Origin of the sequence: Kitasatospora viridis (genome assembly GCF_007829815.1) — a bacterium.
GTDB lineage: Bacteria > Actinomycetota > Actinomycetes > Streptomycetales > Streptomycetaceae > Kitasatospora > Kitasatospora viridis.
In genome coordinates this window covers 3,189,821-3,203,683 of record NZ_VIWT01000001.1, presented here as the reverse complement: position 1 = coordinate 3,203,683, position 13,863 = coordinate 3,189,821, and the positions used below count along the sequence as shown (strand labels likewise).

15 protein-coding genes and 1 tRNA gene are annotated in these 13,863 nt (G+C 74.4%); 8 read left to right on the top strand and 8 right to left on the bottom strand.

All coding sequences use genetic code 11. The annotated features are described in order from the left end of the window. Positions 1 to 48 precede the first annotated feature (48 nt). The 3 genes from FHX73_RS14260 (at position 49) to FHX73_RS14250 (ending at position 2,654) form a co-directional block, all read left to right on the top strand. A complete protein-coding gene (locus tag FHX73_RS14260; protein ID WP_145905363.1) occupies positions 49 to 1,215 on the top strand; it encodes a hypothetical protein in 1,167 nt (388 codons plus the stop codon). 93 nt (positions 1,216 to 1,308) lie between these two features. Next, positions 1,309 to 1,605, top strand: coding sequence for a type II toxin-antitoxin system VapB family antitoxin (locus FHX73_RS14255; RefSeq protein ID WP_101380881.1), 297 nt, complete (start codon positions 1,309 to 1,311; stop codon positions 1,603 to 1,605). 293 nt (positions 1,606 to 1,898) lie between these two features. Continuing rightward, on the top strand, positions 1,899 to 2,654 hold the full coding sequence (locus FHX73_RS14250) for a LytR C-terminal domain-containing protein (RefSeq protein ID WP_145905362.1): 756 nt from the start codon (positions 1,899 to 1,901) through the stop codon (positions 2,652 to 2,654). 74 nt (positions 2,655 to 2,728) lie between these two features. Here the strand turns inward: FHX73_RS14250 and upp are convergent, their stop codons facing one another. Next, entirely contained in the window at positions 2,729 to 3,364 is a 636-nt protein-coding gene (upp, locus tag FHX73_RS14245) for a uracil phosphoribosyltransferase (protein ID WP_145905361.1), read from the bottom strand. A gap of 116 nt (positions 3,365 to 3,480) precedes the next feature. Between upp and FHX73_RS14240 the strand changes: the two genes are divergently transcribed. The 5 genes from FHX73_RS14240 to FHX73_RS14220 all read left to right on the top strand — a co-directional run bounded on the left by FHX73_RS14240 (position 3,481) and on the right by FHX73_RS14220 (position 5,930). After that, positions 3,481 to 3,693 carry a hypothetical protein gene (locus FHX73_RS14240; protein WP_145905360.1) on the top strand — a complete coding sequence of 71 codons (213 nt, stop codon included), beginning with the start codon at positions 3,481 to 3,483 and terminating at the stop codon, positions 3,691 to 3,693. Between the two features lie 228 nt (positions 3,694 to 3,921). After that, positions 3,922 to 4,488, top strand: a complete 567-nt coding sequence (locus tag FHX73_RS14235; protein ID WP_281292679.1) for a tRNA adenosine deaminase-associated protein — start codon at positions 3,922 to 3,924, stop codon at positions 4,486 to 4,488. Positions 4,489 to 4,532: 44 nt separating this feature from the next. Beyond that, entirely contained in the window at positions 4,533 to 5,042 is a 510-nt protein-coding gene (tadA, locus tag FHX73_RS14230; protein ID WP_145905358.1) for a tRNA adenosine(34) deaminase TadA, read from the top strand. A gap of 55 nt (positions 5,043 to 5,097) precedes the next feature. After that, positions 5,098 to 5,187, top strand: a tRNA-Ser gene (locus FHX73_RS14225). Between the two features lie 251 nt (positions 5,188 to 5,438). Continuing rightward, on the top strand, positions 5,439 to 5,930 hold the full coding sequence (locus tag FHX73_RS14220; RefSeq protein ID WP_246213524.1) for a histone deacetylase: 492 nt from the start codon (positions 5,439 to 5,441) through the stop codon (positions 5,928 to 5,930). Here FHX73_RS14220 and FHX73_RS14215 read toward each other — a convergent pair. From FHX73_RS14215 to FHX73_RS14185, 7 genes are all read right to left on the bottom strand, one after another. Continuing rightward, positions 5,885 to 7,204 (bottom strand): protoporphyrinogen/coproporphyrinogen oxidase, encoded by a 1,320-nt coding sequence (locus FHX73_RS14215; protein WP_145905357.1) that lies wholly within the window; start codon positions 7,202 to 7,204, stop codon positions 5,885 to 5,887. The two genes, FHX73_RS14220 and FHX73_RS14215, sit on opposite strands and share 46 nt — an antisense overlap. A 45-nt stretch (positions 7,205 to 7,249) precedes the next feature. Next, positions 7,250 to 8,839 carry a class I adenylate-forming enzyme family protein gene (locus tag FHX73_RS14210; protein ID WP_211786194.1) on the bottom strand — a complete coding sequence of 530 codons (1,590 nt, stop codon included), beginning with the start codon at positions 8,837 to 8,839 and terminating at the stop codon, positions 7,250 to 7,252. Further along, positions 8,836 to 9,798 (bottom strand): UbiA family prenyltransferase, encoded by a 963-nt coding sequence (locus FHX73_RS14205; protein WP_246213523.1) that lies wholly within the window; start codon positions 9,796 to 9,798, stop codon positions 8,836 to 8,838. The genes FHX73_RS14210 and FHX73_RS14205 overlap by 4 nt, the downstream gene beginning before the upstream one ends. Positions 9,799 to 9,823: 25 nt before the next feature. Then, positions 9,824 to 10,624, bottom strand: coding sequence for a class I SAM-dependent methyltransferase (locus FHX73_RS14200; RefSeq protein WP_145905356.1), 801 nt, complete (start codon positions 10,622 to 10,624; stop codon positions 9,824 to 9,826). Positions 10,625 to 10,701: 77 nt separating this feature from the next. Next, complete coding sequence (locus tag FHX73_RS14195; RefSeq protein WP_145905355.1) at positions 10,702 to 11,205, bottom strand: hypothetical protein; 504 nt, start codon at positions 11,203 to 11,205, stop codon at positions 10,702 to 10,704. A 291-nt stretch (positions 11,206 to 11,496) separates the two neighbouring features. Further along, positions 11,497 to 12,633, bottom strand: a complete 1,137-nt coding sequence (locus FHX73_RS14190) for a DegT/DnrJ/EryC1/StrS family aminotransferase (RefSeq protein WP_145905354.1) — start codon at positions 12,631 to 12,633, stop codon at positions 11,497 to 11,499. Beyond that, positions 12,630 to 13,832: a DegT/DnrJ/EryC1/StrS family aminotransferase gene (locus tag FHX73_RS14185; RefSeq protein WP_246213522.1), complete on the bottom strand. Its 1,203-nt coding sequence runs from the start codon at positions 13,830 to 13,832 to the stop codon at positions 12,630 to 12,632. The genes FHX73_RS14190 and FHX73_RS14185 overlap by 4 nt, the downstream gene beginning before the upstream one ends. Positions 13,833 to 13,863 lie beyond the last annotated feature (31 nt).

The window sequence follows — 13,863 nt, the reverse complement described above, 5'->3', positions numbered from 1 at the left end:
GGTGCCGACTAGCGTGGGCCGATCAGCCCCAAGCCCCCGGAGCGCACCGTGCAGTCGTCCGTCCTCGCCTTCGCCACCGACCTCATCGACGAGGGTGCGGACACCTTCTTCGGCCGGCTCACCGACCGGGCCGGGGTCGGCGGCGTCACCCTGGCCTCGGTCTACCACGCGGCGCGCGACGTCTTCCCGCACCACCCCACCCGGGTCGTGCGCTACCTGGAGCCGGGCGCGGCCTACTTCCGCCCCGACCCGGCGCGCTGGGCCGGCCGCCGGCTCGCCCCGGTCGCCGCCGCGGCGATCGGCGACCGCGACCCGTTCGCCGAGGCCGCCGCCGAGACCACCCGGCGCGGGCTGAAGCTGCACGCCTGGACCGTGTTCTGCCACAACGACCGGCTCGGCTTCCAGCACCCCGACTGCGCCCCGGCCAACGCCTTCGGCGACCGCCTGCTGACCGAGCTCTGCCCGGCCAACCCCGAGGTCCGCGAGTACGCCCGCGGCCTGGTCGACGAGCTGGCCCGGTACGGCGTGGACGCGATCCGCGCCGAATCGCTGCACTTCCACGGCCTGCGGCACGGCTACCACCACGAGCGCTACTTCGAGCGGCTCGGCGCCGCCGCCGAGGCCCTGCTGGGGATCTGCTTCTGCCCGCACTGCCTGGCCGCCGCCGGGTCCGCCGGGGTGGACGCCGAGCGGGCCCGCCGCGCCGCCGCCGCGGATGTCCGCCGCCGACTCGCCGACGAGGCCGCCGCCGCGGCGCCGGCCGAGCTCGACGCCCTCGGCGACGGTGCGCTGGCCGCCTATGTGGACGCCTCCGCCCGGCCCGTCACCTCGCTGGCCGCCGAACTGTCCGACCGGGCCCGCGAGCACGGCATGCGGCTGAGCTTCCTGGACGGCGACGGCCCGGGCCGCGGTTGGCTGGCCGGCATCGACCTGCCCGCGCTGGCCCGGGCCGGGGTCGCGGTCGAGACCCTCGGCTACGCCCGCGAGCCCGCGGCGGTCCGCGAGAAGGTGGCGGCCTTCGCGCTGCACGGTGTCGCGGCCGCCGACCTCGCGGTGATCCTGCGCCCGATGGCCGAGGACTGCGACGGGCCGGCCAACCTGGCCGCCAAGATCGCCGTGCTGCGCGAGCTGGGCGTCCCCGAGGTCGAGTTCTACAACTACGGACTGATGCGGCTGTCCTCGCTGGACCGGATCGGCGCGGCACTGCGGGGCTGACCCGGTGTCGGATCGGCGCGCCGAGAGGTCCGGACCACGTCCGGGACCGCGCGTTTGCTGCGCCACCCGTGCCGGTACGGGTAGGCTTTCCGTGTGATCTTCAAGCGCATCGGCAACGGGCGGCCGTACCCGGATCACGGCCGGACGAGCACTCGACAGTGGGCGGACGTCGCCCCGCGCCCGGTGCGGCTCGACCAGTTGGTGACCACCAAGGGCCAGTTGGACCTTGAGACCCTGCTGGCCGAGGACTCGACCTTCTACGGGGACCTCTTCGCCCACGTGGTCAAGTGGCACGGCGACCTCTACCTGGAGGACGGGCTGCACCGCGCCGTCCGGGCCGCACTGCAGCAGCGTCAGGTGCTGCACGCGCGCGTCCTGGAACTGGACTGACGGGAGCTCAGCACTCCCTCCCCGACCCGCCGCACCCCGGCGGGCCCCTGGCACGGCCGTCACCCACCCGCTCCGGTGAGGCGGCCGAATGATCGTCAGTACACCCTTTCGAGTGCTCGGGTGCCCCAAATGATGATCATTTATTACCTTCATCCCTGGATCCGGACTAGGCTGCTGACCACGGTCGCCCCGCGCTGCGGACCCATCGCCGTCCCCCCGCGATCGACCGCACCCGACGCGCCCGTCACCCACCGGCCAGGCTGCCCTTCGACCAGGGGAGACAGACTGTGAGCATGTTGACTCCCCAGGGACTGAAGGGGAAGCAGATGCGGATCACCGGCACCAGCTACCCGCGGCTCGGCCCCCCGCCACGCCGCGGGCGCCGGGTGTTCGCGGTGATCGGCTCGGTCCTCGCCCTCGCCCTGATCGCGCTCGGCGGGGTGCAGCTGGTGAACATCTTCACCGGCAAGGCCAAGCACGGCAGCGCCCAGGCCTGCGCCAGCGCGCACCCGGCCGCCGGCACGAGCGGCAAGCCACTGGCCGCCCCGGCACCCGGCGCCTCCGGCTCGCCCTCGGCCGGTGCCTCCGCCTCGGCCGGCGCCTCTTCTTCGGCCGGCTCGGCCGCCGCCTCGCCGTCCGCGCTGGGCAGCCCGCTCCCCGCGGTCACCGCCGTGCCCTCGCCGCAGGCCGTCACCGTCAACGTGCTGAACTCCACCGACAAGTCCGGCCTGGCCGCCCGCACCGCCGACGAACTGAAGCAGCGCGGCTTCACCGTGGGCAAGGTCGGCAACGCCCCGTCGGCGCTGCAGAAGAAGGTGCCCGGCTCGGCCGAGGTGGTCGGCGGCCAGTCCGGCGCCGCGGCCGCCGCGCTGCTCGGCGCCCAGGTGGCCGGCTCCGCCACGATGGACGACGGCCGCACCGACGGCAGCGTGGACTTCGTGATCGGCGACGGCTTCAACGCGCTGCTCGACACGAACGCGGCCGCCGCCGCCCTGGCCCAGGCCACCAAGCCGGCCCCGAGCCCCAGCGCCGCCCCCGGCAGCTGCTGATCCGCCCTGATCGAACGTCAGGCCGCCGCCCACCTGATCGGTGGGCGGCGGCCTGTGCACTGCTCGGGCGGGGATCAGCCCGCGGTGCCGTACAGCCGGTCGCCCGCGTCGCCCAGGCCCGGCACGATGTAGCCGTGCTCGTTCAGCCGCTGGTCCAGCGCGGCGGTCACCACGGTGACCGGCAGCCCGGCCAGCTCCTTCTCCATCACCGCCACGCCCTCCGGCGCGGCAAGCAGCACGACGGCGGTCACGTCGGTTGCGCCGCGCTCGATCAGCAGCTTGATCGCGGCGACCAGGGTGCCGCCGGTGGCCAGCATCGGGTCCAGCACGTAGACCTGGCGGCCGGACAGGTCGTCAGGCATCCGGGTCGCGTAGGTGGAGGCCTCCAGGGTCTCCTCGTTGCGCACCATGCCGAGGAAGCCGACCTCGGCGGTGGGCAGCAGCCGGGTCATGCCGTCCAGCATGCCCAGGCCGGCCCGCAGGATCGGCACCACCAGCGGGCGCGGGTAGCTGAGCCGGGTGCCGGTGGTCACCGCGACCGGGGTGGTGATCTCGACCTCGTCGGTCCGCACGTCCCGGGTGGCCTCGTACGCCAGCAGCGTGACCAGCTCGTCGGTGAGGCGACGGAAGGTCGGGGAGTCGGTGCGCTCATCGCGCAGCGTGGAGAGCTTGTGGGCCACCAGGGGGTGGTCGACGACGTGGATCCGCATACAGGGACCTTAACCGCGGTCCACGTGCTGGGACGACCACCGCGTGGTCGGCCGTCCGGTGGAGATGCTGTGGTATCGAATCAGGACTTCTGGGAAAGTCGGAGAGTATGAAGAGGATGCCGGAGGGGAAGCCCGAGCAACCCGCCGAGCCGACCGCGACCGCCAGGCCGGCCGACCCGCCGGAGACCGAGGCCCAGCGCCGCCGACGCCGCGCCGTCTTCCTGCGCGAGCTCGCCGAGGCCCGCGAACTGCGCGCCCGGGTACAGCCGCGACGCACCAAGGAACGCCGGATGCGCGAAGCACTCCGCATGCGGACCTTCCGGATCTGACGCGTTCCGCGGACCGGAACCGGCGAATCCGAGCCACCGGTGGCGCACCCGCGGGCCGAATCCGACACGACCTGCGAAGACGCGCTGCCGAACACTCCCCGCAAGGCCTGGCTATCTGTCACGATTCCGATGGGACGGTCCGAACAGCGGACCGCCTCTGGTGCGGGGGCGGCCAGACCGCGTTCGCCCGCGACCGCCAACGGCCGAGACCATTTGGGAGTGTCCCTGGTGGCGTACTTCGCTGCAGTGCTTGCTCGCACCGAGGACGGGTGGGATGTGAGCGAGACCGAACTGGACAACGTCGAGACCCTTGCCGACCTTGCCGACCTGGCGCGCGAGGCGGCACAGGACGACGACACGGTACTTGTCTTCATCGAGCAGGAGGACTCTTGGTTCGCCGTCGTCCGGGTGGACGGCGAGGAGGACCCGCGGATCTTCGTCTCGGACGCCGCCGCGGCGGCCCGCAGCTCCTACGGCGACGTGGTGCTCACCGAGGAGCTCGTCGGACGCGCCGGCGACAGCGAGTTCGACGACCTGGACAGCCTGGTGACCGAGCTGGAGGACAGCGAGGAGGCCGAACTCTCCGCCGACGAGGACGACGAGGACGAGGCACCGCCCAGTGGCCCCGGCGGAGTCCCGGTCGGCCCGCTCGGCGACAGCGAACTGCTCGCCGAGTTCGGCGTGGCCGCCAGCGCGCTCCTGGAACTCAGCGGCGAGGACGCCGAACCGGGCGACGCGCTCTCCGAACTCGCCGAGGCCCTGGGCTGCGGCGAGGTGCTGGAGGCGGTGCGCTGAGCCCGGCCGGCGGGGTGGGACTGCGGGTGCCCGACACTGGAGGGATGCAGCCCCACCTCGACCTCGCTCCGCTGCCGGCCCCGGTCCGGTCCGACCCGGTCCGCGACCGCTGGGAGCCCGCCATGCGCCTGGCACTGGCGCAGGCCGAGCTGGCCACCGCCACCGGCGACATCCCGGTCGGCGCCGTGGTGCTCGCCCCCGACGGCACCGTCATCGGCCGCGGCCACAACCAGCGCGAGGCCGTCGGCGACCCCACCGCCCACGCCGAGGTGGTCGCCATCCGCCAAGCCGCCACCGCCGTCGGCGAGTGGCGCCTCACCGGCTGCACCCTGGTGGTCACCCTGGAACCCTGCACCATGTGCGCCGGCGCCATCGTCCTCGCCCGCCTCGACCGGGTCGTCTACGGCGCCCTCGAACCCAAGACCGGCGCCGACGGCTCCCTCCTCGACGCCCTCCGCGACCCCCGCCTCAACCACGTCCCCGAAGTCATCCCCGGCGTCCTCGCCGACACCTGCGCCACCCGCCTCCGCTCCTTCTTCACCCCCCACCGCTGACCCGCCCCGGAACGGATTTCGTCCCGGCCCCACCCGTCCGGTAGAGTCTCCTCTCGGTAGCGTGTCCGAGCGGCCAAAGGAGCACGCCTCGAAAGCGTGTGTGGGGGCAACTCCACCGTGGGTTCGAATCCCACCGCTACCGCCAGCGAGTACGACGAAGGGCCCCGACCGGAAACGGTCGGGGCCCTTCGTTATGAGGGCGCCCGCCGAAGCCGGTGGGTGCCCTCGGTCGTTGTACCCGCGGACGGGGTGGGTGGCGGCGAGAGGGGTGGCGGAGTGTGGGTCTGGTACGTGGCGTACGGGTCGAACATGGCGGTGGGGCGGTTCGGGTGTTACGTGCGGGGTGGGCGGCCGGTGGGTGGGGGGCGAGCGCAGCGGGGGTGTCGGGACCGGCGGATGCCGACGGAGGTGGCGGGGGTGGTGTTGCGGGGGCGGGTGTTCTTCGCGGGGGAGTCGAAGGTGTGGGGCGGCGGGATGGCGTTCTACGAGGTGGGGGACGGGGAGGTGCCCGCGCGGGCCTACCGGGTGACGGCGGGTCAGTTCGGGGACGTGGTGGCGCAGGAGATGGGGCGGGCGGTGGGCGGGGAGGTGGACCTGCGGCGGGTGCTGGCGGACGGGCGGGACGAGCTCGGGCCCGGGCGGTACGAGACCTTGCTGCTGGTCGGGGAGGCGGGCGGGGAGCCGATGCTCACGTTCACCGCGCCGTGGGGCGCGGCCGGTGCGGAGCTGCACCCGCCGAGCGCGGCGTACCTGCGCCAGTTGGCGGCGGGGCTGCGGGAGGCGCACGGGTGGGGCACCGGGCGGATCGCCGAGTACCTGGCGAGCCGGCCCGGTGCGGCGGGTCACTGGTCGGCGCAGGCGGTGGCCGGCGTGGTGGCGCGGGAGTAGGCGGCCAGCACCCGGTCCGTCGCGAGCTCGGCCGAGTGGGCGGCGGACTCCGAGTTGGGGCGCATCGGCAGCCAGTCCCCCGCGTACTCGATCGTCCGCAGCGGGCGGGCCAGGAAGGCCGGGCGCAGCCGGAGCGCCTGCGGGGTGGCCTCGGGCAGGCCGTGCGGGTGGCGGAAGACGTACGCGGAGCGGAGCGAGCCGAGCAGGCCGGGCAGGAACCGGGCGGCCTCGGTGGTGGCGGCGGTGACCACCTCGGCGTCGGGCGCGGTGAGCAGGTCCGGCAGCGCGGCGGGGGCGACCAGCAGGGAGACCAGGCCGCGGCCGGTGGGGGCCCGTCCCGGCGCCTTGAGGTGGTCGATGATCACTCCGGAGACCAGCCGGCTCTCGGTGGCCGGCACGATCACCCCGTAGCCGGCGACGGGCGAGGGCAGCGGCCGGTCCAACAGGCAGGCGACCTTGAGCATCGGCGTGTAGGTCGCCGCCGCCAGGTAGGGCCGTTCCTCCTCCGGCAGGTCCGGCCGCAGCCGGCGGATCTGCGGCGCGGGCAGCGCCAGCACGGCCTGGCGGGCCGTCAGCACCCGTCCGTCGGTGAACCGCAGCACCGCCCGGTCGGGTCCTTCGACGGCCTCGGCGAGCGGGCAGTCCAGGGTGACCTGGACCCGGTTGGCCAGCGCCCGGGCCAGTGCGTCCATCCCGTCCCGGTAGGTGAGCCAGCGCGATCCGATCCCGGTGGCGGCCAGCACTTCGGCCATCGGTGCGATCGCCGAGCGTCCCGTGTCCCAGCCGAAGAAGCAGCCGGCCAGCGGTTGGAGCAGCGCGTCGTGCAGGTCGGGGTGGTAGCGGGCGGCGAACTGGCGGACGGTCAGGTCGCCGTAGTCGGTGCGGCCCGCCGCCGCGCCGAAGCGCAGCCAGTCCAGCCGCCCGCGCGGCGACATCCCGGCGCCGGTGAGCAGGCCGCGCGGGTGCCCGAGGTTCGGGTGGGCCCGGCCGTCCCGCCACAGGGCGAGCGAGTGCGGGATCGCCAGCACGTCGGCCGGGGTGAGCCCGGCGGCCCGGATCAGCCGCCAGGTGGCGGGGTAGCCGCGGGCGGCGATGGTCTCGGCGCCCTCGTCGATCCGGCAGCCGTCGTACAGGCCCGCGGCCATCCGGCCGCCGACCCGGCCGGCGGCTTCGAAGACCCGCACCGAGCGGCCGGCCCGGCCGAGCCGGTGGGCGGTGGCCAGGCCGGCCAGCCCGGCGCCGATCACGGCGACGTCGAGGTCAGGGGTGTTCATCCGAAGTCCCGTCAGGTGAGGAGGGGGCCGTCAGGTGAGAGGGGGTCAGGTCCACCGGCCGCTGCCGTACGCCCCCGCACCGGCCAGGTAGCGGTCGCGGAGCAGGTGGCGACGGACCTTGCCGGTGCCGGTGCGGGGCAGTGCCTCCCAGCCGAGCAGCACCGGCTCGGCCAGCGGCGGCAGGTCGCGCACGGCGTGCCGCCAGCGCCCGGGGTCGAGCCGCTCGTCCCGGGTGACCAGCACGGGCAGTGGCGGCCGGCCGGCCCCGGCCCAGAGCACCACCGCCTCCTCCACCTCGGGCAGCCGCTCGTGCAGCACGTCCTCCAGTTCGACGCAGCTGGCGTCCGGCATCATGTCGACCTCGCGGTCGAGCAGCCGGACCCGGCCGGTGCGGCTGCGGCTGCCGAGGTCGCCGGTGTTGAACCAGGGGCCGTCCAGCTTGGTGGTCCACCGGTCGGGCTCGCCCGGGTAGCCCTGGCAGAGCCCGGGCACCCTGGCCTGCAGCACGCCGGTGACGCCGCGGGCGACCGGCCGGCCGGTGGCCGGGTCGACCACCCGCAGCGCGATCCAGCCGGGCACCGGGCGGCCGAGGTCCCGGGTGGTGGGGTGGCGCTGCTCGCGCCGGGCCAGCGAGCGGCGGGTGAAGAACCGGAAGGTCAGCGGGCCGGTCTCGCTCTGCCCCCAGCCCTGCATCCAGACCGGGTGCCGCCGTCCGCTGGCCGCCAGGAACTCCCGCACGGTGGGCGGGTGCACCGCGTCGAAGGTGCTGATGAACAGGCGCATCCGCAGGAAGGCGCCGCCGCCGGCCTGCGGCTGCCACTGCTGGTAGGTCGCGGGCAGCGCCTCCAGCACGGTGGGCGGGTGTTCGCGCAGCAGCGGGAGGGCGAGCTCGGGCTCGGGGTCGGCGAGCAGCAGTGCGGTGCGCGGGCGGCCCCAGAGCGCCGAGAGGGTCCAGGAGACGCCGCGGCCGTGCGCGAAGGAGACCGCGCTGGCCGCGGTGTCCTCCGGCCGCACCGAGGTGACCGGCCAGCGGTGCGCCTCGAAGCCGGTGATCCGGCGGACCAGGCTGGTGGTGGAGTGCAGCACCAGCTTGGGCACGCCGGTGGTGCCGGAGGTGTGGATCACCACCAGCGGGTCGTCGTCCCGGCGCGGGTGCACCGGCGGGATCCGGCCGCCGCGCAGCGTGGCCAGGTCGGTGGCGCCGGGCGCGGGGCCGTCCAGGCAGACGGTGCGCTGCTTGGGGCGGCCGACGCCGAGCGCCAGCGTGTAGCGGTCGGAGAGCAGCAGCTTGGGCTTCAGCCGGGCGAGCAGCACCGCCAGTGCCTCCGGCGGCAGTTGGCTGGAGAGCAGGGCGGGCACCGCGCCGAGCCGGGCGACGGAGGCGGCCAGCAGCGCGTAGTCCCAGTGGTTGCGCTTGTGGATCGCCACGTGGTCGCCGGGCCGGACCTTGGCGGCGGCCAGCGCGGCGGCGGTCTCCCGCACCAGCTCGGCCAGTTGGGGCACGGTCCACTCCCGGCCGGACTCCGGCGCCAGGTCGAGCGGGCGGCTGAGCCGGACCACGGTGGGCGAGTCCCGTTCCGCCAGGGTCTCGAAGAACGGGCCGAGGTCCAACGGGCGGGGTCGCAACAGCCTCACGCCGCACCGCCGTTGAGCAGGCAGGCGGTGACCAGCAGCAGGGTGCAGACCCGGTGGGTGTGGATGCCGAGCCGGCGGGCCCGCAGGATCTCCCGGGAGCCGGCCACCAGGCCGAGGGTGAACTGCCCGGCGCGCAGCGCGATCACCGGCACCGCGAGGGCGGCGAACCACCAGGGCGCGGCGCCGAATTCGGCCGGCAGCACCAGCAGCGCGGCCTCCACCAGGCAGAGCGCGCCGACGAACCCGGCGTTGCCGGCCGGCGAGGCGAGCACGGCGACGGTGCGCCGGCCCACTGCCCGGTCGCCGGCGATGTCGTTGACGTTGGAGTAGACGCCGAAGAGCAGCGGGCCGAGGCCGAAGACCAGCCCGAGCACCATGGCGAAGCCCTGCGCCTGCCCGGTGACCAGGCCGTACGGCGCGAGCACGAAGACCCAGCCGTAGGCGGCGAGCAGGAACTCCTGCCAGCCCCGGTAGCTGAGCCGCAGCCACCAGGAGTACTGGAAGCCGGCGAACAGGCAGAGCAGGGTGGCCGCCACCGCCCACCACGGCCGGTGCGGCGCGACCAGCAGCGCCAGCCCCCAGCAGGCGAACTGGGCGGCGATCGCGCACCAGGCGAACCGCACCGCCTGCGGCTCGCTGAGCGCCCCGGCGATCAGCGGCTTGCGGGCGAGCCGGCGGGCGGGCGCGTCGGGGCCGTAGTTGGCCGCGTCGCTGCCGTCCCGGTAGCCGGTGACGTCGTCGAAGGAGCAGAGCCCGGCGAACATGGCGATCCCGCCGACCAGGAAGAGCCCGATCACCGCCCAGCCGTCGGTGGTCAGTCGACCGCCGGGCAGCAGCATGGCGAGCAGCAGCGGGGTCGCCAGGTAGTAGTCGTAGATGTCCAGCTTGGCCAGCCGGGCGTAGACCCGCCAGCTCGGGGCGTACCGGCCGGTGCGGCCGAGAACGGCTGTGTGATCCACAGGAGTTGGGCTTTCTCTCAGAGGGTCAGGCCGGCCGGCGGCCGTGCACCGAGTACATGACGCAGGAGGCGGCGGAGAACTCCGGGTGCCGCATCACCCGGCACACCTCGTCGAGCTGACGGTCCGTCATGCCCTCGGCCACCAGCCGCTCGCGCAGCGTGCGGGTGTGGCTGACCAGCAGTTCGAGGCCGGGGTGGCCGGCCCGCCAGAGCGCCACCCGGGGCTGCGGGTCCACCTCGGTGAAGCCGGCCGCGAGCAGGTCGGCGGCCACCCGGCGGCCCCACCGGGGATCGCCGCCGTTGGCGGCGACCGCGCGGTTCTTGGCGGCCAGGAAGGTCTCGTACAGTTCGGCGGCGGCCGGGGAGGGGGCGGTCAGCACCGGGCCGTAGGAGACGTCGAACTCGTCGATCTGGATCCAGCCGCCGGGGCGCAGCGCGGTCCGCAGCCGGGCCAGCAGGGTGGTCCGGTCGGCCAGCAACTGGAGCACCAGGCGGGCGTGCACCAGGTCGAACCCGGCCTCGGGCAGCGGGTCCCGGGTGAGGTCGTGGCGCTCGGTCCGCAGGCCGGGCGCGGGCGGGATCCGCTCCGGGCAGAGGTCGGTGGCGAGCACCGAGCCGCCGGGGGCGCAGCGCTGCGCCAGCCAGTGGGCGATCTCGCCCTCGCCGGCGCCGACTTCGAGGCAGTGCCAGCCGTCGGTCAGGCCGGTGGCGGTCAACCGCTCGGTGGTGAAGGGGTCGTAGGCGGCGGAGCGGCTGGCGGCCTGCTCGCGCACCCGGTCGCCGAGAGCGCCGAAGACGTACCGGCTCTCGGTGGTGGTGGTCGGCATCGGTTTCCTTGCGAACGGCTGCGGACAAGCGGCGGGAGCCGCCGAAGGACTCGGCGGCTCCCGGAACTGCAATGTGCTCAGGCGAAGTTGAGGTCGTAGACGGCCTGCGCCCGCGGCTGGAACTGCGCCTCGCCGGTGATGCCCTCGTAGGCGCGGGTGCCACCGTTGACCACACCGGTGAAGCCGTGCTCGTCCGGCGCGGACGCGTTGTCGCTGATCGGCAGCACGGCACTGAAGGAGATCTCACCCTGGCCGGTGATCCGGATGGTGCCGGTGCAGAACACGGTGTCGGCGTTGGCGTTGATCGCGCCCTTGGCGCAGATGTCGTAGACCTCGCCGATCTTCGCGCCCGTGGTGTCCTTGACGATGCCGCGGCCACCGAAGGTGGTGCCGACCGCCTGCGGGGTCGAGGCCTCGTCGTTGGTGCCCGAGAAGTCCAGGGTCAGGGCCTGCACCGGGGCGACCCGGTGCGCCGCGGGGGCGTTGTCAGCGAGAGCCGGCACGCTCAGCGCGCCGACCGTGCCCACGACCAGACCGGCGACCGCGAAGCCGACGGAGCGCTTGATCGTGACTCGTTGCATGGGTCCTCCTAGGACATTTCGGGCCGATTGCCCGAGCTCGGCGCTAGTTGATCACAGTGCACCGCCAGCTCGTCACTCTCCGTGTCGCGGGCGGGTCGATCGGGCGCGAACGCCCCGGGCCCTTGCGCGCCAAGGGATCTTGGTCACGGGATGCCTCGGGAAACCCCCGATCGGCCGGTCACCGGCTTCACCCGGACGGGGCGGTTTCTTCACCCGTGCGGAGGCCCCGGAGCGAACCGCCGTGACGGCTCGTTCCGGGGCCTCGGAAAAGTGACTATCCATCAACTCTGTTCAAACGGCGGCAAACTCGCACACAAGGTCGGCGATCCGCTCGACCTGGACGTCCGTCAGGTGCGGGTACACCGGGATCGACAACGCACGTTCGGCCGCACGGTCGGCGGCCGGCCAGGCGTCACCCGCCCGGACGAACGGCGCGAAGGCGGGCTGCCGGGGAAGCGCCTGCGGGTAGTAGGCGTGCGAGTCGACCCCGTGCGCCGCCAGGTGCGCGGCCAGCTCGGCCCGCCGCTCGACCAGCAGCGTGTAGACGTAGTAGCAGCGCCCGTCGGTGCCGGCCGGCGGCGGCACGACCCCCCGCCCGGACAGCGGCTCGAACCGCCCGGTGTAGTAGGAGGCGATCTCGGCCCGCCTGGCCAGCCGGGCCGGCAGCCCGGGCAGCCGGTGGCGCTGGAAGGCGGCCTGCAGCTCGTCGAACCGGCTGTTCCAGCCGATCCGGTGGTGCCGGAACCGGGTCCGGCCGTCCTGCCCGTGGTTGCGCAGCATCCGCACGGTGCGGCCGATCTCCGCGTCCCGGGTGACCACCACCCCGCCCTCCCCCGGCATGCCGAAACTCTTCACCTGCACGAAGGAGTAGACCCCGGCCTCGCCCCAGAGCCCGGCCGGCCGGCCAGCCAGCACACCGCCCTGGGCCACCGCCGAGTCCTCCACCAGCCGCAACCCGTACAGCTCGGCCAGCGCGGCGAAGGCCGGCAGGTCGGCCAGCACCGAGAACATGTGGGCCGGCATCAGCGCCTTGGTCCGCCCGGTGATCCGCCGCTCGGCGTCGGCGGGGTCGGCCACCATGGTCCACGGGTCGATGTCGGCGAAGACCGGCCGGGCGCCGAGCGCGAGCACGCTGGAGGCCAGCGGCGCGCAGCCGAAGGCCGGCACCACCACCTCGTCCCCCGGCCCGACCTCCAGGGCGGCCAGCACCAGGGTGAGCGCACCGGTGCCGCTGGCGCAGGCCACCACGTCGGCCGCGCCCAGCTGCTCGGCCAACTCCCGCTCCAGCAGCGCGGTCTGCTCGCCGAGGATGAAGCGCTGGCTCGGCCCGGTGCCGATCTCCCGGAGCAGCCGCAGCAGTTCGGCCCGGTCGCCCTCGAAGAGGTCCGGGGGGAAGAACGGGATGCTCGTGCTCTGGGCGGTGGTCACGGGCCCTCCCGGTGGAACGCGCGGATCAGGTCGCAGACGACGTCGAGCTGACGTTCCGTCAGCTCGGGGTAGAGCGGCAGCGCCAGGGTGCGCCGACAGGCCGCCTCGGCCTGCGGGAACTCGCCCGGGCGGTGGCCGAGCTCAGCGAAACAGGGCTGCTGCGGCAGGGTCGTGGGGTAGTACACCTCGGTCTCCACGCCGTGCCCGGCCAGGTGCGCGGCCAGTTCGTCGCGCCGCTCGGTCTCGATCAGGTAGACGTAGAAGACCTGGCCCTCGATCCCGCCGACCGGCGGCCGGCGCAGCACCCCGGGGACGTCGGCCAACCGCTCGTCGTAGGCCGCAGCGAGCTCGGCCCGACGGGCGATGTCGGCGTCCAGCCGGGTCAGTTTGGCCAGCAGCACGGCCGCCTGCAGGTCGTCCATCTTGCTGTTGTAACCGGGCAGCGAGGTGGTCGTGTTGATGGTGCGGAAGTCGCCGATGGTGCGGCCGAGCCGGCCGTGGTGGCGCAGCGCGTCCACCTGCTCGGCGATCGCGTCGTCGTCCGTGAGCACCGCGCCGGCGTCGCCGATCGCGCCGAGCGTCTTGGTCGGGAAGAACGAGAGCACCCCGCCGGCGCCGAACAGCCCGGCGTGCCGGCCGCCGACCCGCATGCCGATCGCCTCCGCGCTGTCCTCCACCACGGTCAGCCCGTGCCGCTCGGCCAGCGCGCCGATCCCGGCCAAGTCGGCGGTGCGGTGGAAGAGGTGGACCGGCATGACGAACCTGGTCCGCTCGGTGAGCACCCGCTGCGCGGCGGCGGGGTCCAACCCGTAGTCCTCGGGGTCGATGTCGGCGAAGACCGGTCGCCCGCCGGCCAGCACCACCGAGGTGGCGGAGGCGGCGAAGCTGAACGCCGGCACCACCACCTCGTCGCCGGGGCGCAGTCCGGCCGCGCGCAGCAGCAGCACCAGCGCGTCGGTGCCGCTGTTCACGCCGATCACGTGCCGGGCCCCGGTGTACTCGGCCAGCGCGCGCTCCAGTTCGGCCACTTGCCGGCCGTGCGAGAACTTGCCGTCGTCCAGCACCTCGACGGCCCGGCGCTCGATCTGCGGCCACAACTCCTCGAAGAGGCGGGCCTGGGTGAAGAACGGCACCGGCGGGTGGGCGCCCGCCTGCCGGGGAACGGCGCCGACGGCGGGCGCGGTGGGTGGCTGCGGCAACGGTCCGCCTCTCTGCGGGATCCGGTCCCCC